The following is a 26,563-nucleotide window of genomic DNA, read 5'->3' on the forward strand; positions in this document are numbered from 1 at the left end:
CTTGGATTTTGGTTGCATTACTTTATTTTAGAAAATCAGTTAGTTTCCCATCCCTTGTCATGGGATATATGAAGTTTACATCGCGCTTAATACCAATGCAATGTTTATAAAAATTAATAAATTTAATTTAGTTTATATTTAGTTAATTTCGTGATTTATCAGCTAAACTTGTTATTGACACCGCTTTATATCGATGTTACGATGACGTCGTAAATAATAAACTAGTCATTTGTTTAGTTAAAATAACTAAACCAAATCATTTCATGTTTAGTCATCTCACTTTATTCATCCAAGAGGAGACATGATTTATGAAAAAATTGAAATTGGGTTATGCTCCGACACGCCGTTTTACATTCAGCGCCGAAGATGCTTTCAAGTACAAAGTCGCCATCCGCCAGCAAATTGAAAGCTTTGGCATGGACATCGACATCGTCGATCTGGAAGGCCTCAACCAGGAAGGGCTGCTCTATGATGATCACATCAATGCAGACTTGATTATTAAACGCTTCAAAGATGAAGAAGTGGACGCCGTCTTTTTCCCGCACTGCAACTTTGGCACGGAGGATACTGTGGCCCGTGTGGGCAAGGCGCTCGGCAAGCCTGTGCTGCTGTGGGGACCGCGCGATGAAGCTCCGCTTGCAGACGGCATGCGCCTGCGCGACACGCAGTGCGGACTGTTCGCGACGGGCAAGGTGCTGCGCCGGTTCAATGTTCCTTTCACTTATGTGACGAACAGCCGGGTCGAGGATGCGGTGTTTGAAAGAGGCTTTACCAATTTTGTCGCAGCGGCCAACGTTGTACGCCAATTTAAAAGCCTGCGCATTCTGCAGATTGGTCCCCGTCCCGCCTCTTTCTGGACGATGATCTGCAACGAAGGCGAACTGCTCGAAAGATTCGGAATCGAGATTCATCCGATCACTCTTGTGGATATTCAGCTCAGATCCAAGAAGATCGCTTCCGGCAACAGCCCCGAGCTGCTCGAAACGATCGACTACATTAAAGAAAAGCTGGATTACAGCGAAGTTACGGAAGACGATGTAAGAAGAATTGCCGCATTAAAGGTGGCCATGAAGTCCTTTGCCCGCGAAACCGGCAGTACCGCCATCGCCATTCAATGCTGGTCCTCCTTGCAGGACGCCATGTCCATCATGCCTTGTCTTGCCAATGCAATTCTGACCGATGAACAGATCCCTGTTACCTGCGAAACGGACATTCACGGCGCCATTACATCCATCATGGTGCAGGCTGCGGCCATGAACGAAGCACCGACCTTTTTCGCAGATATTACGGTGCGCCATCCTGAAAACGAAAATGGCGAGCTCCTCTTCCACTGCGGGAACTTTCCGGTCTCTCTTTCCGTCGAGCAAAAACCGAAGCTGCGCAAGCACTTCCTGTTTGATGACCATTCACCGGGAACGCATGAAGGCCAAATCAAAGGCGGCGGTATGACCATTGCCCGTTTTGACGGCGACCATGGCGAATACTCCATGTTCCTTGGACGCGCAAAGGGAATCGAAGGCCCATATACCCGTGGCTCCTACGTGTGGGTTGAAGTCAATGACTGGCCGCTTTGGGAAGAGAAGCTTGTCAAAGGCCCTTACGTTCACCATTCCGTAGGCATTCATGCCAACGTTATTCCTGCTCTTTATGAAGCCTGCAATTATATTCCGGGGCTGACTCCCGACCCTGTCGACCCGACGGAACAGGAAATCCAGCGCTGGTTGCGAGGCTCTGACCTGACTGGCAAAAAAGCTGCTGAACGCTCCATCTAACATATCCTGCCTGGCAATAGCAGTCAGACAGCCATACAAACTGCAAGGAGGACACTATGGATATTCAAGCATTGAAAATCAAAGCCGCCCAAATCCGCATGGATTTGCTGACCATCATTCACCGCGCCAAAACGGGACATACCGGCGGGTCGCTCAGCAACACGGACATTTTGACCGCCTTATACTACGAAGTCATGAATATTGACCCGTCCAACCCGAAATTGGCCGACCGCGACCGTTTTATCGCCAGCAAAGGCCATTCCGTAGAATCGCTATGGTGCATTCTCGCCGACCTGGGCTTCTTTCCGAAAGAGGAACTTGAGACTTACAGCCAGTTCGGAACCCGTTTGATCGGACATCCGAACAACAAGGTTCCCGGCATCGAAATGAATACCGGCGCGCTCGGCCACGGCCTCCCGATTTCCGTAGGCATGGCTCTTGCGGCCAAACGCGACGGCCGCTCCTACCGCGTATTCTGCCTGATGGGTGACGGCGAGCAGGCGGAAGGCTCCAACTGGGAAGCGGCCATGGCCGGAGCCCACTACAAGCTGGATAATCTCGTCGGCATCATCGACCGCAACGGGCTGCAAATCAGCGGTTCAACGGAAGATGTCATGGGGCTGGAGCCGCTGGAGGACAAATGGGCCGCCTTTGGCTGGAACGTCATCTCCATTGACGGCAACGACATGGAACAGCTCGTCCGCACGTTCCGCTCTGTACCTGAGGTTGAGGGCAAACCGACACTCATCGTAGCCAACACCGTCAAAGGCAAAGGGGTATCCTTCGCTGAAAATGTGCCGGCCTGGCATCACCATGTTCCCAATGATGAACAGCTGGAGCTTGCCCTTGCGGAATTAAGCGCAACTATAGAGCAATTAAGTCAAGAAGGGCAGGTGCACAGATCATGAATAAAATTCCGAACCGGCAGGTGATCTGCGAGACATTGCTTGAACTGGCCAAAGACGACCGCGACATTATGGTGCTGGCCAGCGATTCGCGCGGCTCCGCCATGATGGCCCCTTTTGCCAACACTTTCCCCGAGCAGTTCGTCGAGGTGGGAATTGCCGAGCAGAATATCGTAGGCATGTCGGCAGGACTGGCGCACAGCGGCAAAAAACCGTTTGTCACCTCTCCCGCCTGCTTCCTCAGCATGCGCAGTATTGAGCAGATCAAGGTGGATGTCGCCTACTCCGGAACAAATGTGAAGCTGATCGGGATCAGCGGTGGTGTCAGCTACGGAGCGCTGGGCATGTCCCATCATTCCGTACAGGACATCGCCGTTGCCAGAGCAATTCCAGGGCTGGCCGTTATACTTCCCGCCGACCGTCATGAGACCAAGAAAATGACCGAAGCGCTCGTGAACTATAACGGAGGCGTATATGTCCGGATTGGCCGCAACCCGGTGGAAGACGTGTACGAATCGGATGATTATCCGTTCGAAATCGGCAAAGCCGTCACCATGAAGGAAGGCACCGACCTGACCATCATCGCTGCCGGAGAAACGGTTCGGGTCGCCCTGGATGCCGCCGAAGCGTTAGCCTCGGAAGGGGTCTCCTGCCGTGTGCTCAACATGCATACGATTAAGCCCCTGGATGAGACTGCAATTATAGCTGCAGCGCGTGAAACCGGACATATCATTACTGTCGAGGAGCACAGCATATTCGGCGGTCTGGGTGCAGCCGTCGCTGAGGTTGTCGTGCAGAACCAGCCTGTGCCCATGAAGGTGCTGGGTATCCCGGACGAGCCGGCCATTGCGGGCAAATCAGCCGAGGTATTCCAGCATTATGGAATCACCGGCGAGAATATCAAGCAGATCGCACTTGAGCTGATCAACAAGTAAAGGGCGGGTCGGAATGAAAGACAATGCGAAGTTTATATTGGCAATTGATCAGAGCACTTCCGGTACGAAAGCTCTGCTTGTCAATCATGATGGTGCCGTTCTGGCCCGCAGCTCCATGGAGCACCGCCAGTATTATCCGCGCCCCGGCTGGGTCGAGCATGATCCTCTTGAAATCTATGACAATGTCAAAAAGACGGCGCAGGCCGTTCTTGAGCAGGCCGGTGTTGAACCGGCTTCGCTGGCAGCGCTGACGATTACGAATCAGCGCGAAACGGCACTGATCTGGGACCGCTCCACAGGGCGGCCAATATATAACGCCATCGTATGGCAATGCCAGCGAACGGCCGAAACATGCTCCCGCTTGAAGAGGGAAGGGCATGAGCCGATGGTCCGGGCGAAGACCGGACTCATGCTGGACCCTTATTTCTCCGCCGCCAAGTTCAGGTGGATTCTGGACCATGCGGAAGGAGCAGCTGATCTGCTTGCCGAAGGAAGGCTGCTGGCAGGCACCATGGACAGCTGGCTTGTCTGGAAGCTCACGGGCGGCAAGACACACGCAACGGATTATACGAATGCCAGCCGTACTTCTCTCTTCAACATCCATACACTGTCATGGGATGAGGAGCTTGCCCGCCTGTTCGGCGTACCTGCTTCTCTGCTGCCGCAAGTCAAATCCTCGGATGATATGTATGGATACACAGAGGATACGGACCTGTTCAAGGAGCAGGTGCCTGTCTCCGGAATCATCGGCGATTCCCAGGGAGCCCTGTATGGACATCTCTGCTTTGAAACCGGGACAGCTAAAGCCACTTACGGCACGGGCACCTCAGTGCTGATGAATGTGGGACAGCAGCCGGTTGACGGGGGCGAAGGGCTTGTTACGGCCATCGCCTGGGGAGCGGGCGGTACCGTGACCTACGCGCTGGAAGCCGTCATTCGCTCAACAGGCGACTCGCTCAAATGGACGCGCGACAATCTGGGACTGTTCTCCACCTTTGAAGAAATGCAGCAGCTGGTCGATGCGACGCCGGATAATGAAGGTGTTTATCTGGTCCCTGCCTTTGTTGGCATGGGCGCTCCTTATTGGGACCCTTACGCGCGAGCAGCCATCACCGGCATGAACCGCGGGACCGGCAAAGGCCACATCATCCGTGCTGCCTTGGAAAGCACCGTCTACCAGGTGCGCGACGCGGTCGAATTCATGCAGGAGCAATCCGGTATCCCACTCCGGGGGCTGCGCACGGACGGTGGTGCATCGGCCAACTCATGGCTGATGCAGTTCCAGGCGGATATCCTCGGAACGCCTGTGACCCGTTCCACCTGTGCCGAACTGTCGGCTATGGGCTCGGTATATCTGGGGGGGATTGGCACAGGCTTCTGGTCCGACCCGTCCCGGCTTGCTTCCAATCTCACCATGTATGATTCCTACAGCCCCACCATGGACTCAGCCCTGAGAGACCGCAACTATGAGGGCTGGCAGCGGGCCGTACACTCTGTGGTACAGTCAGGCACCCAGCCATCCCAATTCCATTCGCAGCTTATCTGATCTTTTTTCGAAGCGTTGACGCGTTTTTCTGTAAATGACCATTACAGATAAGGGGGAACATGCTTGAATATCAGGATGAAGGGGATTCACAAAACCTTTGGAACAAACCGCGTGCTGTCGGGCGTGGACTTTGAACTCCTTGAAGGAGAAGTCCACGCCCTGATGGGCGAAAACGGGGCGGGCAAATCCACATTGATGAACATTCTTACCGGTCTGCACAGCAAGGATGAAGGCATCATTTTCATTGACGGCAAAGAAGTGAATTTCTCCAGTCCCTCCGCAGCGGAGCAGTACGGCATTGCATTTATTCATCAGGAGCTGAATATTTGGCCCGACTTGAGTGTGCTGGAAAATCTGTTCCTGGGGAAAGAGATTACTACAGGCTGGGGATTTTTAAACAACCGCGAGATGAAAGCGCTAGCAAATGAACAGATGCGCAGGCTGTCTCTTTCTCTTCCACTTGATCAGCCTGCCGGAGCGTGCTCCGTCGGCCAGCAGCAAATGATTGAAATCGCCAAAGCGCTGATGACTGACGCCAAAGTGATCATTATGGACGAACCGACGGCCGCCCTTACGGATCGGGAAATCCGCAAGCTGTTCGAAGTCATTGCCTCTCTTAAAAAAGCCGGCGTTTCCATCGTATACATTTCTCACCGCATGGAGGAAATATTTGAGATTTGCGACCGGATCACCATTATGCGTGACGGTATCACCGTCGATACCCGGGAAGTTTCGCTTACCCATTTTGATGATGTTGTTAAAAAGATGGTGGGCCGCGAGCTGACCGACCGTTTTCCGCAGCGGCACACCACTCCCGGGGAAGTTGTGTTCGAGGTCAAGAACGCTTCCGGAAGTGGAGTCTTTAACCGGGTCAGCTTCTCTGTACGGGCAGGTGAGATCCTGGGCATTTCCGGTCTAATGGGCTCCGGGCGCACGGAAATGATGCGGGCCATTTACGGCCTTGATCCCCTGGAAGAAGGAGAGATACGTCTGAACGGTAAGAAGGTTGCCATTAAGCATCCATATGAAGCGGTTAAACTGGGCATCGGTTTTATTACCGAGGACCGCAAGGATGAAGGACTGGTGCTCGACTTTTCAGTGCGTGAGAATATGGTGCTGCCCAGCCTGTTCAGCTTTGAGGACAAAGGCCTGATCAATGAGCGCAAGGAAAAGGAATACGTTGATCTGCTGATTTCGCGGCTGACCGTAAAAACGGAGTCCCCCGAGACACCGGTGCGCAATCTGTCGGGGGGCAATCAGCAAAAGGTGGTTATCGCCAAATGGGTGGGCATCGGCCCGAAGGTGCTGATTCTCGACGAGCCTACCCGTGGTGTGGACGTAGGAGCGAAGCGGGAAATTTATCAGCTCATGAACGAGCTTACCGAGAAGGGTGTTGCTATCATTATGGTTTCCTCGGAGCTGCCGGAGGTCATCGGGATGAGCGACCGGATTCTCGTCGTGCATGAAGGACGGATTGCCGGAGAGGTGTCCGGACATGAGGCAACCCAGGAAAAAATTATGACGTATGCCACGGGAGGTCAATAAATATGCAGGTATCTACAGGTGAGGTTAAAGTCGGCGGCCGCCAAAACCGCGTGGGCTCCATGCTGCAAAAGGCGGGTCCCCTTCTCGGTCTGCTTATTTTGATTATCGTTGTATCCGCACTAAATCCCGCATTTTTGGAACCGCTTAATATTTTGAATCTGCTGCGGCAGGTGGCCATTAACGCATTAATTGCATTCGGTATGACCTTTGTGATTCTGACCGGAGGCATCGATCTGTCGGTGGGCTCCACACTTGCACTATCCAGCGCACTGATGGCAAGTTTGCTGGTATCCGGCTTCCATCCCCTGCTCGCCATTGTTGCCGGGTGTGTTATCGGAGCTATCCTTGGAGCCGTCAACGGACTGATGGTCACCAAAGGAAAAATGGCTCCTTTTATCGCCACATTAGCCACGATGACCATTTTCCGCGGACTGACCATGGTCTTCACGGAAGGCAACCCGATCACGGGACTCAGCGACAGTCTGATGTTCCAGTTGTTCGGACGCGGTTACTTCGTTGGAATTCCCGTGCCGGCGATCACCATGGCGATCACCTTTGCCCTGCTGTGGGTCGTCCTGCATAAAACCTCCTTCGGACGCAAAACTTATGCCATCGGCGGAAATGAAAGGGCTTCCATCATATCGGGAATCAAGGTACACCGCGTCAAGATCATGGTGTATTCACTGGCAGGCCTGCTCGCCGGTCTGGCCGGCGCCATTCTGACCTCAAGACTCGATTCCGCCCAGCCAACTGCCGGGACCTCATATGAGCTTGATGCCATTGCAGCCGTTGTGCTTGGCGGCACCAGCCTTTCCGGAGGACGGGGCCGGATTGTTGGCACCTTGATCGGAGCGCTCATTATCGGCGCGCTGAACAACGGTCTGAATCTGCTTGGCGTCTCTTCATTCTATCAGCTCGTCGTCAAAGGCATCGTGATCGTCATTGCCGTCCTGATGGACCGCAAAAAAGCCGCTTAAGGGGGATAACATGAGAAAATACAGTATTTTTCTGCTGCTCGCGCTAAGTCTGTTCCTGCTGGCCGGATGCTCGCTTGAACCCCCTACCTGGGCAAAAGCGAAAGCATCAGGTGATCTTAGCAATGTCAAGATCGGCTTATCCATGTCCACGCTCAACAACCCGTTTTTCGTTTACCTCAAAGATATGGTTGTGAAGGAAGCCGACAGACAGGGCTTTGAGGTCATCGTGGTGGATGCGCAAAATGATCCGGCCAAGCAAAACAATGACGTGGAGGATTTGATTCAGCAAGGGGTCAATGCTCTGCTCATCAATCCTACAGATTCATCGGCCATTTCGGCGGCTGTACAAACCGCTAACGGCGTCGGCATACCCGTCATTACCATCGATCGGGCCGCGGATAAAGGCGAGGTTGCCTCCCTCATTGCTTCCGATAATGTCGGCGGGGGCAAAATGGCCGCGGAATACATGGTGGATCAGCTTGGCGAAGGCGCGGTCGTTGCGGAGCTCGAAGGCATTCCGGGCACGTCCGCCGCGCGGGAACGCGGCCAGGGCTTCCACTCCGTTGCGGATACAAAATTGAAGGTCGTTGCCAAGCAGGCAGCGGATTTCGACCGGACGAAGGGCCTGAACGTGATGGAAAATTTGCTGCAGGGCAATCCGGATATTCAAGCCGTTTTTGCCCAGAACGACGAGATGGCCCTGGGAGCCGTGGAAGCGATCGCGGCTACGGGCAGGGATATCCTCGTGGTCGGCTTTGACGGCAGCGCGGACGCGCTGCAAGCAGTTAAGGACGGCAAGCTGTCCGCCACCATCGCGCAACAATTTGACCTGATCGGCCAAAAGGCTGTCCAAACGGCCGCCGAGATTCTGCAGGGCAAGAAGGTTGAAAGCAATATTCCGGTGCCCATCAAGCTGGTTACGAAGGATGACAGTAAGTAGTTGGCTGATCGTTGTACCGGGAATGACGTTCTCTTGCGATTATAGAAATAGTGCTGCCCGCTAAAAAAAGAGACCTGTCCGGATTTTGTCACCAAAATTCAAACAGGTCTCTCTTGCATTATTTAAAATCAGGCTGCTATTCGCACCTCATTCCATGTATAAACGCTCCTCATCAGCTATGCTTTGAATATCCTCTGAACTGATGCTCATATAGACATAGCCTTCCTCCTGCTGCTTCTTCAAGGCCTCTTCCTTCATAAAACGGGGGCTGCCCTGACCGGCGTCTTCGTCATACATCAGCAGGATGCCGTCAGTCTTGCGAAACAGCAGCGCATCCCTGGCCTTGAACTGCCAGATGCCCTGATACGGCAGCTTGCTGACCAGCCCGAAATAATCGATGCCCCGCAGAATGCGCTGAAAATATTCCTTGCGGTCATCCTTCCACTTTTCATCCATATTGGCATGTGCGGCTAAAATCGAGCATTTGAGATCAGGGTACTGCTCCTTCAATGCAATGACCGCTTCGCATGCCCACAAATCCACGCCGTACTGTCCAGGTGTAATCACCCATTCCAGCCCTTCCTCGGCCAGCGGAATCAGCTTGGAGGTCAGCGCTTTTTGGATATAGGCAATGCCTTCATGCTTCTGGCTGTAAATGTTCAGCTCATGGGCCCTGTATCCCGATACCAGCAGGTTTTTAATCATATCGCTTCTCACCCGCCTTCATATTTATATCATGAGAATTTCCCGGATTTCTTTCTCAGACATTGAAGACAGCTCCTCCTGGCCGGGACGAATCACTTCTTCGATCAGGTTTTTCTTTCTCTGCTGCAGCTCATACATCTTGTCCTCCACTGTCCCCCGTGTGACCAGGCGAATCACCTGCACGATGTTTTTCTGTCCCATCCGGTGGGCGCGGTCAGCGGCCTGCTGTTCTACAGCCGGATTCCACCACAGGTCATACAGAATAACCGTATCCGCGCCCGTCAGATTCAACCCGGTACCTCCCGCCTTCAGCGAGATCAGAAACATATCGCGTTCCCCCGCGTTAAACCTGTTGCACAGCTCGACACGTTCAGCGGCTGGTGTCTGGCCATCCAGATAAAAATGGGATACCCCTTGATAACCAAGCTCCCTGCTGATCAAGCCGAGCATTTGAGTGAACTGGGAAAAGATCAGCGCCCGTTTGCCCGCGCTGCGGCACTCCTCAATGATGTCCAGCAGCTGCTCAAACTTGGCCGATCTTCCCCGGTAATCTTCCACGAAGAGCGCCGGGTGGCAGCAGATCTGGCGCAGCCGCGTAAGACCGGCAAGGATCTTGATACGGCTCTTCTGGAAGCCCTCTTCGTTCAAATGCTTGAGCGTCTCCTGCTGCAGCCTCGCCAGATAGGCCGTGTACAGCTTCTTCTGATCCGGCAGCAGGCTGGAAGTTTGCATCGTTTCAATCTTCTCAGGCAGCTCTGTTAATACGTCGGTCTTCAGGCGGCGCAGCAGAAATGGCCGCACCCGCTTCGCTATCTGTTCGCGAGTGAGATCATTGAAATCCTTGCGGCTTTGGAAAAGCTCGGGGAACACGACGTTATAAATCGACCACAGCTCTTCCAGATGGTTCTCCACCGGTGTGCCTGTCAGGGCAAAACGATGGCTTGCCTGTACAGCCTTCACCGCATGTGCTGTCTGGGTGGAATGGTTCTTGAACGATTGCGCTTCATCCAGAATGAGCGAATGGAACGGCTGTTCCGCATACAGGTCCACATCCATACGCAGCAGCGGATAGGAGGTGATGATCACATCCGCCCGGTAGGCGTCGCGCACCAGGCTGCTGCGGGCCGTACGGCTGCCGTCCGCGATCACGGCCCGTATATCCGGCGCGAACTTCCGCAGCTCGCTTGCCCAGTTGTAGATGAGCGAAGCGGGGGCAACGACCAGGGCCGGAAGCTTCTGCTCCCGAATTTCCGGCAGGACCGAGACGATATACGTGATGCTCTGCAATGTCTTGCCAAGCCCCATATCGTCGGCCAGCACCCCGCCAAAGCGATAGTGGGCGAGCGTCTTCAGCCAGCGGTATCCGACACGCTGGTAGTCCCGCAGCACCCCGGCGAGGTTTTCCGGCACGGGAAACTCCAGCCTGTCAGGATTGCGGATATCCTCCAGCAGCCGCCGCAGTGTGCTGCCGAGTTGGAACTGGGCTGTGATGTCTTTTTGCTCCATAAGATGCAGTCCGCGCAGGAGCGGGACACGAATATCATTATCCTCCAGGTCATTCCTGCGGATACCCACTTCATTCATGAAGCGGACGATCCCCTGCAGCTCCTCCCCATCCAGCGGCAGCAGCGCGCCGTTCGGCAAACGGTAATATCGCCGCTTCTCCTCCAGCGACTGAAAAACAGAGCGGATCTCCGATTCAGGGATACCGTCCATATCGAATTTGAATTCCAGCCAGTTCGTCCGCTCGTCCACATCAACACGAATTTTAGGTGCTACAGGCTTGGGAGCGATTCTGACTTTGACGGCGGTCGTTGCATAAACCTCTACCAGCCGCTCCAGCTGCAACACGGTATGGTGCAGGAAATCGAATTCCGCATCTTCATCCTCCATGACATAACCGCTGTCTGTCGTGGCAAAAGAGCTGCTGTCCATCAGCTCCAGAATCCGGCGCTCCTGCTCGGTATCCCGCATCAGGATGCGGCCCGGGTTCAATCTGCGGCTGTCCGTTTCCAGCGGATTGATGACGACTTCGCCGTAGCAGAATTCAAGACTGGCCAGCAGCTTGCCCCGGACGCGGTCCAGGTACAGCTTGGCTTTCAGCGGCTCCTGCACCACCTGCTCCGTCACGGTCTCGGCAATATGGACAGTGCCAAGCTTCATGAGGCCGGGAACCACTTTATCCATAAAGGCCTCCATCTGCTCGGGCGCAATGCTGATGTGATGCCTGCTGCGGGTTTCCAGCATCCGCTTCAGCTCCGCCAGCCGTCTCGCATGCTCCGGCTTCATCGGTATGAGCCTGCCCTCGTAAACGGCAAGACCGTAATCCTCCATAACCAGCAGATCGCTCAGGCCATCTACATTCATCAGATAGCCCTCTTCGTTCGACTGGTCGAAATCAAATTGAAGCGGCAGCGGCTCAAGGGAAATCTCAATCCCTTGATACATCGTTCCGTCATGCTCGAATTGCACGTCAGGGATGCGCGACAGCGCTTGCTGCATGGACGGCCAGACGGAAGGCGGCACGAGCAGCATGCGGTCACCGCTGACGCTTTTGGCACTTCCGGTATAAGTGCTTGCTGTCTCGCGGTACAACTGCTCATGCTGATAAATGTCCAGCAGCTGCCGGATGACGGCATCATACTCATCCGGGAAGCTGTGCCGTTTCGGATCGTACGTAAAGTGTTTGGAGAACACGTAGCTTTGCCGACGGCCGACAGCGTGCAGAAACTCCCTGATTCTCTGTACGACGTACGTCCGTTTCGGGCCGACCTTCATTTCGATGCCGAACATGTACTTGCGGTATGCGTAAGGAAACGGCCTGCAGATAAACTCCGCCTGCAGCGGTTCCCGCGTTTCGAACAGAGGGCGCATCCCCGTTGGAGGCTGCGGCTTGTCCGAGAACAGATTCAGAACGCTGTCTGTAAGCCGTTTATCCAGCGAAGGGCTGCCGCGTCTCGCTTCACGGCTCGGGTAACGCTCTGGCATCCGGCCTGGCTGATCCTGCCGGTTCTCTGGAAATAACGCGGACTCATAGGAACGAATCGGTGGGCTACTGCCGTGCTCATGGTCATGAATTTCCAGCAGCACAGCGGCGATATGTTTGCAATAATTGTCATATGACTCAAAAGCGGGACAAGTACACACCGCAAGCACAGCGCCATGCTCCATATTCACGGTTACCTGGTACAAGCTTGTTCCACGCACATCAGCTTCATAGAAGGATCTATCTGAATGATTTGCTGTGAAGCGCACCTTGCCTGCGCTTTGATAAGCCTCTCCACGCTCATAAGAGAAGCGGCCGCACAGCTGCTTGATGACCCTTTTGGTCAACTGAAAACTCATATCCATTGAATCCTTTCGGGAAAAAACTTGTTTTGTCTATTTTAGCATAAGTGGCGGTAAGAGATGTGCAGCGGTACTTCGGTAGGAGCCGGACCGGTATCCATGGCGGATGGTAAGATGACGTCCGGGCGAGTAGCTTTCGAAGTTAGTGAGAGACATGCCCGGCAGACTTTTGAAGCGGCTGGTGGCACCGATCCTTGAGAGAAGCGAAACTAAGGGGCGCTGCTGGCCGTGAGCATAACGGACTGGAGCGCCCCTATTTGCAGCCCTTCACCCCAAAACGCCACTATTGCGGACCGTATAGCCTTTATTCTCCACAAATTGCTGCCCTAGAGTACTATTTTGATCAAATAGCTGCATCTCAGTCCGCATTGCTAGGAAACTAGCCTCATTTTCACTAAATAGAGTCTTTCCGGTCCGGATTCGTTTAGCCTTGCTACAGATGGAGCTGATAGGTGCGAATACGCTGCAAACCACTGGCCTTATCAAGCAGTCTCTTTTCCACTAGCCCCTGTAAAATCCGCCTGGCATGCCGATTGGTTACTTTCAAATGCGCAGTCAACTCTCCAGGAGTGAATGGTCGAAGATGACGTCTGGCATATCGAAGAGTTTCCGCCTCCAGCCACGTTAAAGAGGAAGGTACATCCGTCGCGACAAACCTGCCAATAAAGGCGAGCACCAACTGCTGGCACTGCTTCGTTTCTTCCACAATCGAAGGATAGGCAATCGGAAGAAAAGTCCAACCATCCAATGCAAGCAGGCAATGCCGACGGCATAAGTCCTTGAACCTCCTGACATCAAGGTCCCTGGCATGCGGCCCGTATCCCTGGATTTCAATTCCTCCTTTGGCATCCCCGGGCATATATGCCAAGTCCAAATACCGGTATCCGTTACTAAAATCTCTGACCTCCCATTCCGGGAATAAATGGTCCAGGCTTCCTACAGCAGGGAACCAAACTTTCCGCAGAAACTCCACCGTTCCGTGTCCCAAACCTTGAGTAAGCCGTTCCTTCCGTCTAGGCTAACCTCCATTTCAAGCTGGCTACTTAACCAGGCCTCATAGTATTGCTCAAATCGTGCCACGCCCCGCTCCTCCTTTTCGAATCTTTACAAACAAAAACCGCTCCCATACAGCATTTCCCCGAACTTCAGCCCGGGATATGCTGTATGAAAGCGGCATGTTCTTCATGACCTATACAGCTGATTATACCGGAAAAAATCGTGACCAACAATGAACGAGCAGTATAAAACCGTCTTCTTGGACTGGAATAGTTTGATTTACTGTAGGGAATAGCCCTCTGCTGTGGTAAAATCGTAGTATAAGAGGTTGCTGCAGGATACCTCCACAGACACATTGAAGGAGTGGGCCACAAATATGAGCCGATATATTGATCAATATATACGAAACGAGACCGAACAGCAGAGGGTGGCAAAAATCGATGAGCTGACCGCCTTGTTCGCCGAGCGAGCTGCCCATCATGACCGTGAGGGGTCTTTCCCGTTTGAAAATTTTGCCAATTTGCGGGAAGCCGGGTATTTGATGCTTACCGTGCCGAAGGCTTTTGGAGGGGATGAAATCTCCCTGTATGAGATGGTGCAGGTCCAGGAAAGACTGGCCTACGGAGACGGTTCCACAGCGCTTGGCGTAGGCTGGCATCTTGGGCAGATGCTGTATCTGAGAACGTCGGGCAAATGGCCGGAGGCGCTGTTTGCCGACTTCTGCCGCGCTGTTGTAGAAGAGGGTGCCATGCTGAACGTATTCGCCAGTGAAGCTTCATCCGGCAGTCCGAGCCGGGGCGGCAGACCGGAGACAACCGCTGTCCGCACCGATGGCGGGTGGCTGATCACCGGCCGCAAAACGTTCAGTACGCTCTCCCCTATACTCAACCGGTTTGTTGTGACTGCCTACCTCCCGGAAGAGGATTCCGTGAGCGAATTTCTGGTGCATGCCAGCGACCGTATAAAAATTGAAGAAACCTGGGATACGCTCGGCATGCGCGGTACCGGCAGCCATGATGTCGTGCTTGACCAGGCTTTTGCGGCAGACGATGCCCGCATTCCCGGCAAAGGAATGGATGAAGGCTCCGGTTGGCTCCTGCATATCCCAGCCTGCTATATGGGCATTGCTTTGGCGGCGCGTGATTTTGCGGTGGATTTCGCCGCAAATTATAAGCCGAACTCCATTCAGGGGCCGATTGCCGGACTTCCGCTCGTACAGCAGTCCATTGGGCAAATGGAAGCCGAATTGCGGACGGCACGTTGTCTCCTTTATGCAACGGCAGACCGCTGGGACCGTCATGTGGCGCTGCGCCCAGAAATGCGCCCTGAACTCGGCCTAGCCAAATACACCGTGACGCACAGCGCGTTGAAGGTCGTTGACCTGGCAATGCGGATTGTGGGGGGCACCAGCTTGTCCAAAAAACTGCCGCTGGAGCGCTATTACCGCGATGTGCGGGCAGGACTGCATAACCCGCCGATGGACAATACGGTGCTGCAGATGCTGGCAGCCGATGCTCTGAAGGAACGGGAGCAAGGCTAAGCCTGAGGAGTCCCGTCAGCCCTATAATGTGAATAGACCGCTCTCTCCTGAGTTGGAGTCAGCGGTCTATTTTTCTACTTATATGATATTGAAGCAAAATGTAATAGATTAGAATATCGGGTTGTTAAAAGCCTGTATATCATTTTAAGCCTTAAAGGGCTTAGGTACTGGGCATATTTTCGCGTAACTTTCTCCCATTCTTCATCAGTTATCGAAAGATTAATACTCCTGAAAACGGACTTATCCACTAACATCAGTTCTGCTCTGGAATCATGGGCAAAGCACTTGGATTGAGTTTCTGCATTGATAATATGTTCCTCAAACAACTCTTCGGATTCCTCCAAATCGGCCAGATCCTGCTGGGTCACCCAATCAGCCAGCAAAGATGATCCATTGTCAAACAATGGGGCGAGACGTACCGATCCATCTTCCAAACTGAGAAGCTCAACATTTCTCATATGCCGATCATAGTTGTCGATCAAGTAATCAAACACTATTAATCTGTCCAGGCTTTCCCTGATTTCGGGAAACTCTGCTACAAGATTTCTGTATCGGTCCGAGCGAACTGCTCCCTCCATCCCTCTGCTTACCAAAAAGGAGGTTACAGAGATTTTATCTCTGTAAGGAGTTTTTATTTTGTAATCCTCGCTTACACAAACCAAAACCTTCGCATCCGCTATTTTCAACTCATCCAGCCAGTAATCAACTACAGACACACCTATTAATCTGCCGATGTCACTGGTAAGGCACTCCATCACAGCCTCAACATGATACGTCTTAGTCTCGTTATTAAAAGCGGATGTTTTTATATACGTATTATTCCTGGGATCCATCCACTTTGTTAAAACTCCCGCGCTTGAAGTCGAACTGCTCAACTCAATTAAATCCTCCACATAGAGCATCAGCCAGTCCCCCATTTATCCAGCACAACGGATCTGTACGTGTCCTCCGGATGAAATTTAATCCAGTATGGGTTTCCCGGTACGGCGCCACGCGTCTTTTTCAACACAGCTACAGTGTCATATTCCGGTAAACCGAGCTCTTTTAACAAGTCTTCTGCATTTTGTCTTTCAGGCGGAAATATTCTCTCTTCCAACCAGGTTTTTATGACCGCATGATGTAAGCGCCCGGCGTCTGGCGGGATAAACCTCCCGTTCCTGTCCTTAAAAGCCCAAGGAATGTGGTCTTCCCGGTTCATATCTAATGAATAAATATATTGCCCTTCATGATCACAATCGATCATAAAGCTGCCAATAACCTCTTCCTTATACATAAACGGATACTTCTCAGGCTGAAAAAAAACATTAGGCATTGGACATACCCCTTATCTATAAGTGCGTGTTCAAAAAGTCAGGTTTTCAGCACCGAGAAGGTTGGATGAAGCTAGGGACTGAGGAGCGGAGCGTACGTGGGGTACGTGAGCACCGGAAGGCCCGGCTGAATTCAAGATTCGATGTCGAGTCCGCTTCCTGACTTCCTTCGTGATCAAAAGCTGACTTTTTGAACTACCTCTATAACCTGTTTGTTCAAACTGCATGTCACTTTGTAGTCTACATTCTACACTATTGTACAGCCTATTCCTAAAATACCCAATAAACCAGCTCTCTATCCTACTAAAATATAATTGTGCTAGAGTTACTCGGGAAGCAAAAAGGCCGGCATAAGCCGACCAATAATTTAAAGCTTGTTTATTACTGCTCCTGCCACTTCCCTACAAGCAGCAAAAGCAGCTTCAAGCCGGTATCCATTCCATCCTCGTCCACCGTAAAACGGGGATTATGATGCGGAAAATGGCTTTCTTTCTCCACGTTTCGCGAGCCGATGTAGATAAACGCGCCCGGCGCTTTTTGCAGATATGCCGAGAAATCCTCCGCACCCATCGTTGGCAGCATCTCTTCGTTTACCTCGGGGCCAAAATGCTCCGCGGCAGCCGCACGTGCCAGCTCCACCAATTGCGGATCATTGAACAGTGGCCGGTAGCCGAAACGGTAATCCAGCTCACAGGTCGCACCGTGCGCGGCGGCCACGCCGTCAATAATACGGCGAATCAGCCCCGGCATCTTCTCCCGCTCCGCCTGATCGAACGAACGGTAGGTGCCGCCCATTTTAACCTGCTCCGGAAAAGAATTGTAGCCTGCACCGCCATGGATATGCGTAATCGATAGGACAGCATTTTTCAGCGGATCGGTATGTCTCGCAACCACATGCTGGAGATGGCCGATCAGCTGTCCCGCGACAGCAATCGCGTCCACAACCTGGTGGGGATATGCCGCATGGCCGCCGGAGCCGTTTACCGTGATAACAAAGCCGTCGTGCCCTGCCATCACAGGCCCGGACAGCAGACCGATCTTGCCGGTATCCAGCCAGGAAATCAGGTGCAGCCCGTAGATGGCGTCGACCCCTTCCATGACTCCGGCATCCACAAGCTCCTGCGCCCCGCCGGGAATCTGTTCCTCGGCATGCTGGAAAATAAACCGCACCTCGCCATGAATCTCCTCCCGGTGCTGTGACAGAATGTATGCCGCACCAAGCAGCATCGCCGCATGACTGTCATGACCGCAGGCATGCATGACTCCTTCCACCGTGGAAGCAAATTCAAATGTATTCTCCTCATGAATCGGCAGCGCATCGATATCGGCCCGCAGCGCCAGCGTGCGTCCGGGACGGGGCCCAATTAGCCGGGCCATGACGCTGGTCGGCGTCGGGCGGGAAATCTCCAGATTGCTAAACTCGGCAAGCTGCTGCGCAATATAATTGGATGTGTTCACTTCTTGAAAGGACAGCTCGGGATTGCGGTGAAAATGTCTGCGCCATTCCACAACCTGCTCTCTCAGTGCATCCGCTTGAGCCAGCCATGCTTCCTGTACCATCATTTTTCCTCCTTCTGAATAAGACCAAGGTGCCTCCTTATGGACGGCACCCTGATGCATGTTTATTTACATTACTTTGGTCAATCCAACCGTGCGGTCGATAACGATCATGGCAATGACCGCCACTGCGATAAAAATAACCGAAATGGCATTGACGGACGGATCAAAGGTCTGATCGATATAGCTGAAAATACGCACAGGCACGGTTGTATTTCCCGGTGAGGATACGAACAGGCTGATCGACACCTCGCCAAAGGATTCCACAATGGAGAACACCGTACCCGCGATAATGCCCGGCTTGATCAGCGGGAGCGTCACACGCCAGAACGTTTTCAGTCTTCCGGCCCCCAGGCTCATCGAAGCCGATTCCAGCTTCGGATCCAAGCTGGAGACGCTGACGCTGACCGTGCGCACAACATACGGAAACGCGACGATCATATGGCCGATGACCAGCGCCTTCAATTCATTCATCCAGCCAAGTGCCGTGAATTCGTAAAGCAGCGCAATGCCCAGCACCACCTGCGGAATCATCAGCGGAGACAGCATAAAGGACTGAATGGCTTCACGTCCGCGGAACTGCAGGCGGCCAAGCGCATAGGCCGCTGCCGTGCCGAGTATAACCGTCAGCGGGGTCACGAATACCAACAGGGTGAGGCTGACCCGCAGCGCGTCAGCCCAGTCGCTGTTCGAGAACAGCTCCGCGAACCAGCGGACCGACAGCGAGCTTGGCGGAAACTGCGGGTATTCCGTCGGGCTGAACGCAGACAGGAAAATGACCAGAATTGGCGCGATCAGAAAGAGATAGACCAGAATGCCGGCAGTCCATACCAGCACGGTCAAAGCCGACCACTTGCGCTGCCTGCGCGGGCGTGCAGCAGGCGGATTCGTTGCCGAACGTCCGGTAACGTCAGTCATGAAGTCTCGCCTCCCATCTCTTCGAAATCCAGCCGATCAATGCCACCACGATGCCGACCAGCAGCAGCAGCGTGACGGACAGCGCAGCCGCAAACGGCATATTGAACACCTGTACCGCCTGCTGATAAATGGACAAGGAGAGCAGCGGCTGCAGCCGTCCGCCGACCAGCAGCGGCGTAATGTAGCTGCCCGCAGCAAGCGCAAAAACGATCCCCGCGCCGGACAGCATGCCCGGCAGTGTCAGGGGCAAGGTAACACGGAAGAAGGTACGTACCCGTCCCGCCCCCAGGCTCATGGAAGCGTCCCGGAGCTTCGGTTGAATCTCGCCCATTGAAGTCGCGATGGGCAGCACGGCAAAGGGCAGCATGACCTGAACATATGCGATTATGACCGCATTCATGGTCCACAGCACAGTGATCGGCTTATCAATCACATGCATCCAGAGCAGCACTTCGTTAAGCAGCCCGTTCTGCGACAGAATGACGATCCAGGCAAATGTCCGAATCACCACACTGGTCAGCAGCGGGGAGATCAGCAAAATATAAAACAGCGTGCGCAGACCAGGCTTTTGTGTTCTTACCAGCAGGTAAGCGGCCGGATAAGCCAATAATATGCAAATGACCGTGGTCAGCAGCGCTATGCCAAGCGTTTTGGCGATTACATCAAGATACGCTCCCGACGTGAATACCTCCACATAATGCGAGAGGGTGTACGTGGGCAGCGTGTTCATCAGGCTGTCCACATCACGGAAGCTGAGGACGATCAGCATGATAAACGGGACGACCAAAAATGCCGTCAAAAAGAGCAGAGAAGGAGTCAGCAGCAGCCAATAAAATGAGTTCGTGCGGCGTACAGCCGATGTCCGTGCCATAGGTCAGCTCCCTTCCGCAGGCAGAGGAATGACATCCTCTGCTTCCCAGTACAGCTCACAGGCATCTCCCTGCGATGGCAGCACGGGAAAGACAGGGTCCGGCGCAAGCACGATCAGTTCGCCCTTGCCGGGCAGACTGACTTGCAGCCGGACGTGGTCACCGGCATAGCTGATCGTCCGGATCGTCCCCGGCGTACGGTTCGGCTGCCCTTCGGCACCTGCCGTCATCGTAATCCGGACCCGTTCCGGTCGCAGCATAAACGTTCCCGTTCCGCCCGCAGCGGACGAGGCCGTTTCGAGCACAAGCGGCACGCCGGCGGACGTCTCGTAATCCTCCGTCATATACCGCTGACGGCCCGTACCGCCCACCGCATCCGGTTCGGCGGATGTCCGGAACAAGTTAACCTGTCCGATAAAGTCGGCCACAAAACGGTTGGCAGGCTGACGGTATACCTCAAGCGGTGAACCGACCTGCTGCAATCGTCCTTGACCGAGAATGCCGATCCGGTCGGACAGGCTCAAGGCCTCCTCCTGGTCATGCGTGACCATAACGGTCGTCACGCCAGCACGGCGCTGGATCGATCTCAGCTCGGTCTGCATGTCCTTGCGCAGCTTTGCATCCAGATTGCTCAACGGCTCGTCCAGCAGCAGCACGGCCGGCTCAATCGCCAGCGCTCTTGCAATGGCGACACGCTGGCGCTGCCCGCCGCTCAGCTGATGCGGCCTGCGGTCCGCCATGGAGGACAGCTGCACCAAAGCGAGCGTCTCTTCGACACGGCGCTTGATTTGCTGTTTGGATTGCTTGCGGATCTGCAGCCCGTATGCGACATTTTCAAATACGGTTAAATGCGGGAACAACGCGTAATCCTGAAAAACAATGCCGAGGCCGCGCCGGTATGGCGGCAGCCCCGTGACATCCTGATCACCGATCAGAATACGGCCGGTGGTCGGATCGAGAAAACCGGCGATCATATTCAGCAGTGTTGTTTTGCCGCAGCCGCTCGGCCCGAGGAGGGAGAAAAATTCTCCCTCCTCAATCGTCAGCTGCACCTGCTCCAATGCTGTAAAATCGCCGAACCGGCGGCTTACGTCATCGATATGAATCCTGCTCACTTGGCCCCACCCAATGCCTGCGTCCAGCGGTTGGTCCAGTCGGCCAGGTTCGGTGTAGCCGTGTCGTAATCTACCCAGGTCAGCTTTTTATAAGCTTCTTCGCCCACTTGAACTCTGTCCTTCAAAGCATCGCTGTACTGCACATTTTTGTTGGTCATTCCGTACAGGGAAAGATCGGAGAACGACTTTTGCGCGTCTGGGCTGGACAGGTAATCCACCAGCTTGTAAGCATTGGCCAGGTTCGGGCCGCCCTTCGGAATAACCCAGCTTGCTACAGCGGCTACCGGTCCGTCTTCAGGATATACAAATCCGACATCAAGTCCGGCATCTTGCATGGCAAACGCGCGTCCGTCCCAGAATGGCACAACCGCCGCGTCGCCGCGTTCAAGCAGTGTCTGAATGGAGCCGGAGTTGTCCGGGAATGCCACCGTATTCTGCTTCAGCTCGGCGAGCTTCGTAAACGCCTTGTCTACATCCGCCGGATTGCTTTCTTTGCCGCCCGGCGCATGGACAAGACCAGAGAAGAACTGCAGGCCTGCCGAGTAGGAAGGCGAAGATACCGCTACCTTGCCTTTGTATTCAGCATTCCACAGATCCGTCCATTTGGTTGGAGGCGTTGAAACCAGATCTTTACGATAAACGAGGCCAAGCTGCCCCATGCTGAAGCCGGCTGCATAAGCTTGTCCGTCCTTGGTAAAACGTTCCTGCACAGACGGATACAGATCCGCTACATTAGGCACATGCTTGGTGTCCAGGGGTTCGAGCAGATTCGAAGCCATGGCGCGCTGAATGGTGTCCGGCTGCAGAACGAGCACGTCATAAGCCGAATTTTTGCCATTGCCGGCCTTCAGCTTCGGGAACCATTCCGCGTCCGTGCCTGTAACCACCTGCACCTCAATGCCAGTCTCCTGCTGGAACTTGTCCAAGGCTGCCTTACGGATATTCTTTTCCCAGTCACCGCCGGAGACGCCGATCACGACTTTTTTCGTCTGCGGCAGCTCGCCGCCGTTTTCGGCACCGCTGCCGGTCTGCTGGCTGCCGCCGCCGCACGCCGATACAACAAGGGCAAGGCTTATCAATAATGCGCTAATTGTAAACTTCTTCGTTTTTTTCATGGTTGCAATCATCCTTTTGTCATTATTGTTGGACTTGCTGTAAAACAGACCAAATATGGCCGACCTCTTCGGCAGTGAGCCGCTTGTCGGGATATAACGACGCTGCCTGCTCATGCACTATCTGCTTGCGGGCCGCTCTTTGCATCGGCGGCAGCTGCTGAAGCAGCCGGGCCAGCGCATTGCTCGCCTCTGGAGTCCATACGGACTCATAGGCGGTACGGGCGGAGCCAAAGTCCCAGGCTTCCTTGGCCGCAGGCTCGTGCCCTGCTCTCAGGCTGACAGTCCGCGCTTCGTCAACGGACCAGCGTCCGTTCACCCGTTCGAGCGCCACGCCGTACAGGCGCTCCGCCTGCTTCGCGCCGATCAGTCCGCTGTTCGCCTCCGCGCACACTTCTTCAGGAGCACGCAGGAACGGATCGCCCCAGCCTCCCCCGCCTGGCGAGAGGATGCTGACGATATCGCCCACCTGCGGGTGAAGCACGCTGATCTTCGGCAGCTTGCGCTCCTGCGGTGTGTCCGGATTCAGCAGCACCTGTCCGAGCGAGCCTGCCTGGCCTCCAGCCAGGCCCCATGGATGGAAGCGCAGGCGTTCCATGCCGCGCGCCGTAACGATCGAGCCTTCTTCCAGAACTTCAAAGTCCAGCCTGATGGCGTGCCCGCCGCGGTGCAGTCCGGCGCCGGCCGTATTCTCCAGCAGCTCATAGCGGTGCACCAGCACCTCGATATGCTGCTCCAGACTCTCGATCGGCGTATTGCGGAGGAAACCTGAGGAATGGTCGATTCCGTCCGCTCCGTCCATATCGCTCTGACCGCCGCCACCGCCGCCCATAGGCTGTACAACCGCCATATTGCGTGTTCCGCTCAATACGTCCGGCGTGGACAGCACCACAATCGCGGATTGTCCAGCTCCGGCGGCCGGGACCAGCTCCGGAATCGCCTGGGCCAGCGCGCCCAGCACTGCGTTATACAGCCGCATTGTAATGGTGTGGCGTATGCCCACCGCGGCCGGATACACCGGATTCACCAACGTACCGCGCGGCGCGATCACATGAATCGGCCGCGTAATGCCGCCGTTTACGGGAATGAACGGATCGGAGCTGATGATATAGTTGATCAGACCCTGGAATAGGAAGGAGTGCTTTTTCCCGTTCGTCACCAGGTTAAACGCCGTACGCACCTGCGGGTCGGAGTTCGAGAAATCAAGCGTGATATCCCCGCCCTTGACGGTAACGTCAACCGCCAGACGAATGGGCGTATCCGAAACCATGTCGTCATCCAGATAATCCGCGAAGCTGTAAGTCCCGTCCGGAATCTGATCGATCACCTTGCGCGCGCGCAGGTCCCCCTGCTCCATCAGGTCCTGCATGCTGTCCTTCACCGCCTGCACGCCGAACTTCTTCACCATGGCATGCAAACGCTGCTCCGCCGTATTGACGGCCGCCACCATGGCGTTGAAATCGCCCAGATTCAGATGTGGTGTGCGGCTGTTGGCGTTCAGGAAGGTATGCACCTCCGTATTCGGTTCACCGCGTTTATACAGCTTGACAGGCGGAATACGCAGCCCCTCCTGATGGATATCCGTCGCTTCTGGCGAAATGCTGGAAGGCACAAGCCCCCCTACATCGCTGCAGTGCACGAAAGCCCAAGCGTATGAAATGAGCTCGCCATCTACAAAAATCGGCTTGAACACATGCACGTCAGGCAAATGTGTAGCCAATCCGTCCGTGGAATAAGGCTCGTTCGTAATGATGATATCTCCCGGCTCCAGCGGCGCGCAGGCTTCCGCGGCTCGCTGCACGCTCAAACCGAGAAAAATCGTTACACCAACCGTCTTCGGATAGACAAAAAATTCTCCGTCCGGCGTCGCCAGGGCAGTAGCAAAATCAGCCGATTCTTTAACAAATGTCGTAAACGAGGTCCGCTCAATGACATGTCCCATGCCGGCGGCTATCGCATTAAAATAACTGCGCATAATTTCCAGTGTAGCCGGATCTGTCCTCATGCCAGCACCTCTTTCCGTTTCAAAATCAGATTGCCGGACCCGTCAGCTTCCCCGTACCAACCCTTGAGGATGAGCACCGTCGTATCGTCCTGCTCAACGACTGCCGGACCTTCGACCAGATGGCCTGCCTTCATGGCCGAACGTGAGTAAATTCCCGCTTCATATTCCTTGCCGCCGTACACGATCGTCCGCTGTCCAACAGGCTTGAATTCCCCGTCAGCTTGAGGCAGGGACACCGCGCCCGGCTTTTGCGTATGGCCGACGAGCCGGACACGCAGGTTGATCAGCTCAAGCACCGCCGCTTCATCGCTGTGTCCGTACTGACGGCGATGAAGATCATGGAAGGCTGCCACAATCCGCTCTCCGTTGCCCGCCTCCAGCATAGAGCGGTCCAAAGGCAGCTCGATTTCAAAGGCTTGTCCCGCATAGCGGGCATCTATAGAGTAGTACAGCGTGCTGCCTTTCAGCCCTGATACCTGCTGCTGCTCCAGCCATGTACGCGCCTGATCCGCCAGACGGTCGTATTCCCGAACAAGCTGCTCGAAAGGATAATCATCGAACCGCTGCTGCAGGGAAAGTACAGCGTCGTAGGCGAAATCGGCCGTCAGCGCACCCAGGGCGCATAATGTGCCTGGACTAGGCGGCACCAGCACACTCTGCGCCTGGATTTCCTCCGCCAGGAAGTTGGCCGTCACCGGTCCGCCCCCGCCGAAGGCCAGCAGGCTGAATTCGCGCGGATCGAAGCCATGCTGTTCCATGACCGCACTGAGCTCCGCATACATGTTCGCTGCCGCAACCTGGATCATACGGTCCGCCGCTTCACGTTCATTCAGGCCGAGATGCTGCGCAATCGGCTGAATGGCCTGTGCTGACCGCTCCGGATAAAGCTGCACATTGCCAGCCGCGAATCGTTCCGGATTCAGATAACCGCACAGCAGGAACGCATCCGTCAGCGCCGCTTTATCGCCGCGCCCGTAACATGCCGGGCCCGGGGCAGAGCCGACGGATTCGGGGCCGACCTTCAGCAGCCCGCCGTTATCGATCCAGGCGTAAGAGCCTCCGCCGGCGCCAACCGAATACATCGATACGGACGGCAGCATGATCGGCATGCCGGCCAGCTGGTTCGTCTGCGTGAATGTCGGCTCCCCGCCTTCGATAATGGAAATGTCGGCGCTCGTGCCACCCATATCGAAGGTGATCACATTGCCGATGCCTGCCGAACGAGCAGCTTGTACGGCGCCGATTACACCGGCGGCCGGACCGGAGAACAGGGTTCTTACCGGCGCTTCAGCCGCCGTGCCGATATCCATGATGCCTCCGTTGGATTGCGTAATAAACGGCCGGGTCCGTACTCCTTCTCCGTTCAGGCGCTCCTGCAGGGTTTCGAAATATTTCTGAACGTTCGGCTGAATATACATGTTCACAGAGGTCATGGCCGCCCGTTCATATTCCCGCATCTGCGGCCACAACACGGAGGATGCGTTCACACCCAGTTCGGGAGCAAGCTCCGCAATACGGGCCACCGCCTGCTGTTCATGAACCGGATTTTTATAGCTGTGCAGGAAACACACGACTACACCCCTGGCTCCGGAGGCCAGCACTCCCCTGATCGCCTCATCCAGGCTGTCCACATCCAGCGGCGTGTGCACCGAACCGTCATGGCGCATTCTTTCTTTTACGGTGAACACGCGTTCACGCGGAATGAGCGGTTCGGGCAGCCGGGAACGGAAGTCGTAGGGGATCGGCAAGCGCAAGCGCTGCAGGTTGAGCAAATCTCTGAATCCTTCAGTAACCAAAAGGGCTACCGTTTCACCGCGACGCTGTAATAAGGTGTTAAGACCTATGGTTGTGCCGTGAACGAAGTAATCGATATCCTGCGGATCGATTCCCTTCTCACGAAGCAATGCCAATCCGTTCGCAATTCCCTGGGCAGGATCTGCGGGAACGGTAGGTGTTTTAATATTGGTCAGCTGGCCGGTTTCATTGTTGATAATCGTTAGATCGGTAAAGGTTCCTCCGATATCGATGCCGAGCCTCCATGAATCTCCCAAATCGTCCTCCCCCTTATATATGCAAACTATTATATTATGATGTTTAATTTTCAACTAATTCTATCGGGATTAATTGAAATTTTCAAGGAATTTGAACAGGTTTTAATCTTAAATTTCGACATTTTTTTCGCCCCTCCTTCAAGTAAACGCAATCAATATATTTTTTGGGAAATAAATTCTGTTATGAAGCGCTCCGCGAACGAAGCATTCCTTCCATCACCCGCTGCTGGCACCAAATTTCAATGGATTATTCTGTATATTTTGCAGCATGAAATCGGCAAACAGGTCTTGATATAACGGGGGAAAACGGAGATCTACTGCTGGGGTTGACGCTGAATCAAAGAAGACAGCCTTTTGCTAGCTCTCTTGCAAGAAGGGGATTTGGCCCTCGGAGTCTGGTAGCCAGAGTGAACTGGG

Annotated in this window: 19 protein-coding genes and 1 pseudogene; 8 read left to right on the top strand and 12 right to left on the bottom strand. The window is 54.4% G+C overall.

The genetic code is table 11. The features are described from left to right. The first annotated feature begins 308 nt into the window (after positions 1-308). The 7 genes from ACI1P2_RS01600 (at position 309) to rbsB (ending at position 8,620) form a co-directional block, all read left to right on the top strand. Complete coding sequence (locus ACI1P2_RS01600) at positions 309-1,772, top strand: L-fucose/L-arabinose isomerase family protein (protein WP_355316203.1); 1,464 nt, start codon at positions 309-311, stop codon at positions 1,770-1,772. Positions 1,773-1,828: 56 nt separating this feature from the next. Then, positions 1,829-2,680 (top strand): transketolase, encoded by an 852-nt coding sequence (locus tag ACI1P2_RS01605; protein WP_355316205.1) that lies wholly within the window; start codon positions 1,829-1,831, stop codon positions 2,678-2,680. Beyond that, the gene (locus ACI1P2_RS01610) at positions 2,677-3,612 is read left to right on the top strand and encodes a transketolase family protein (protein WP_355316206.1); all 936 of its coding nucleotides are present in this window, start codon (positions 2,677-2,679) and stop codon (positions 3,610-3,612) included. The genes ACI1P2_RS01605 and ACI1P2_RS01610 overlap by 4 nt, the downstream gene beginning before the upstream one ends. A 13-nt stretch (positions 3,613-3,625) precedes the next feature. Continuing rightward, a complete protein-coding gene (glpK, locus tag ACI1P2_RS01615) occupies positions 3,626-5,158 on the top strand; it encodes a glycerol kinase GlpK (protein ID WP_355316208.1) in 1,533 nt (510 codons plus the stop codon). Between the two features lie 63 nt (positions 5,159-5,221). Beyond that, positions 5,222-6,703 (top strand): sugar ABC transporter ATP-binding protein, encoded by a 1,482-nt coding sequence (locus ACI1P2_RS01620; RefSeq protein WP_355316210.1) that lies wholly within the window; start codon positions 5,222-5,224, stop codon positions 6,701-6,703. Between the two features lie 59 nt (positions 6,704-6,762). Then, the gene (rbsC, locus tag ACI1P2_RS01625; RefSeq protein WP_355316312.1) at positions 6,763-7,680 is read left to right on the top strand and encodes a ribose ABC transporter permease RbsC; all 918 of its coding nucleotides are present in this window, start codon (positions 6,763-6,765) and stop codon (positions 7,678-7,680) included. Between the two features lie 10 nt (positions 7,681-7,690). After that, positions 7,691-8,620, top strand: coding sequence for a ribose ABC transporter substrate-binding protein RbsB (gene rbsB / locus ACI1P2_RS01630; RefSeq protein ID WP_355316211.1), 930 nt, complete (start codon positions 7,691-7,693; stop codon positions 8,618-8,620). 147 nt (positions 8,621-8,767) lie between these two features. Here the strand turns inward: rbsB and ACI1P2_RS01635 are convergent, their stop codons facing one another. The 3 genes and pseudogenes from ACI1P2_RS01635 to ACI1P2_RS01645 all read right to left on the bottom strand — a co-directional run bounded on the left by ACI1P2_RS01635 (position 8,768) and on the right by ACI1P2_RS01645 (position 13,753). Then, complete coding sequence (locus ACI1P2_RS01635) at positions 8,768-9,325, bottom strand: SLOG family protein (protein WP_355316213.1); 558 nt, start codon at positions 9,323-9,325, stop codon at positions 8,768-8,770. A 24-nt stretch (positions 9,326-9,349) separates the two neighbouring features. After that, complete coding sequence (locus tag ACI1P2_RS01640; RefSeq protein ID WP_355316215.1) at positions 9,350-12,670, bottom strand: DEAD/DEAH box helicase; 3,321 nt, start codon at positions 12,668-12,670, stop codon at positions 9,350-9,352. A 436-nt stretch (positions 12,671-13,106) separates the two neighbouring features. Continuing rightward, a pseudogene (locus tag ACI1P2_RS01645) lies at positions 13,107-13,753 on the bottom strand (transcriptional regulator). Positions 13,754-14,045: 292 nt separating this feature from the next. Here ACI1P2_RS01645 and ACI1P2_RS01650 point away from each other — a divergent pair. Beyond that, a complete protein-coding gene (locus tag ACI1P2_RS01650; protein ID WP_355316217.1) occupies positions 14,046-15,209 on the top strand; it encodes an acyl-CoA dehydrogenase family protein in 1,164 nt (387 codons plus the stop codon). A gap of 74 nt (positions 15,210-15,283) precedes the next feature. On the opposite strand, the gene ACI1P2_RS01655 is transcribed toward ACI1P2_RS01650, so the two are convergent. From ACI1P2_RS01655 to ACI1P2_RS01695, 9 genes are all read right to left on the bottom strand, one after another. Further along, the gene (locus ACI1P2_RS01655; protein WP_355316219.1) at positions 15,284-16,111 is read right to left on the bottom strand and encodes a HipA domain-containing protein; all 828 of its coding nucleotides are present in this window, start codon (positions 16,109-16,111) and stop codon (positions 15,284-15,286) included. Next, positions 16,111-16,482, bottom strand: coding sequence for a hypothetical protein (locus ACI1P2_RS01660; RefSeq protein WP_408976100.1), 372 nt, complete (start codon positions 16,480-16,482; stop codon positions 16,111-16,113). The genes ACI1P2_RS01655 and ACI1P2_RS01660 overlap by 1 nt, the downstream gene beginning before the upstream one ends. 418 nt (positions 16,483-16,900) lie before the next feature. Beyond that, entirely contained in the window at positions 16,901-18,079 is a 1,179-nt protein-coding gene (locus ACI1P2_RS01665) for an amidohydrolase (protein WP_355316223.1), read from the bottom strand. A 66-nt stretch (positions 18,080-18,145) separates the two neighbouring features. Beyond that, the gene (locus ACI1P2_RS01670; protein WP_355316224.1) at positions 18,146-18,994 is read right to left on the bottom strand and encodes an ABC transporter permease; all 849 of its coding nucleotides are present in this window, start codon (positions 18,992-18,994) and stop codon (positions 18,146-18,148) included. Beyond that, complete coding sequence (locus ACI1P2_RS01675; RefSeq protein ID WP_355316226.1) at positions 18,987-19,865, bottom strand: ABC transporter permease; 879 nt, start codon at positions 19,863-19,865, stop codon at positions 18,987-18,989. The genes ACI1P2_RS01670 and ACI1P2_RS01675 overlap by 8 nt, the downstream gene beginning before the upstream one ends. 3 nt (positions 19,866-19,868) lie before the next feature. Beyond that, a complete protein-coding gene (locus ACI1P2_RS01680; RefSeq protein WP_355316228.1) occupies positions 19,869-20,978 on the bottom strand; it encodes an ABC transporter ATP-binding protein in 1,110 nt (369 codons plus the stop codon). Next, the gene (locus ACI1P2_RS01685; protein WP_355316230.1) at positions 20,975-22,093 is read right to left on the bottom strand and encodes an ABC transporter substrate-binding protein; all 1,119 of its coding nucleotides are present in this window, start codon (positions 22,091-22,093) and stop codon (positions 20,975-20,977) included. Before ACI1P2_RS01685 ends, ACI1P2_RS01680 begins: the two co-directional genes overlap by 4 nt. A gap of 22 nt (positions 22,094-22,115) precedes the next feature. Further along, on the bottom strand, positions 22,116-24,095 hold the full coding sequence (locus ACI1P2_RS01690) for a hydantoinase B/oxoprolinase family protein (protein ID WP_355316232.1): 1,980 nt from the start codon (positions 24,093-24,095) through the stop codon (positions 22,116-22,118). Further along, entirely contained in the window at positions 24,092-26,146 is a 2,055-nt protein-coding gene (locus ACI1P2_RS01695) for a hydantoinase/oxoprolinase family protein (protein ID WP_355316234.1), read from the bottom strand. The genes ACI1P2_RS01690 and ACI1P2_RS01695 overlap by 4 nt, the downstream gene beginning before the upstream one ends. Between the last annotated feature and the right edge of the window lie 417 nt (positions 26,147-26,563).

The sequence above is a fragment of the Paenibacillus jiangxiensis genome (assembly GCF_046098255.1).
Lineage (GTDB): Bacteria > Bacillota > Bacilli > Paenibacillales > Paenibacillaceae > Paenibacillus > Paenibacillus jiagnxiensis.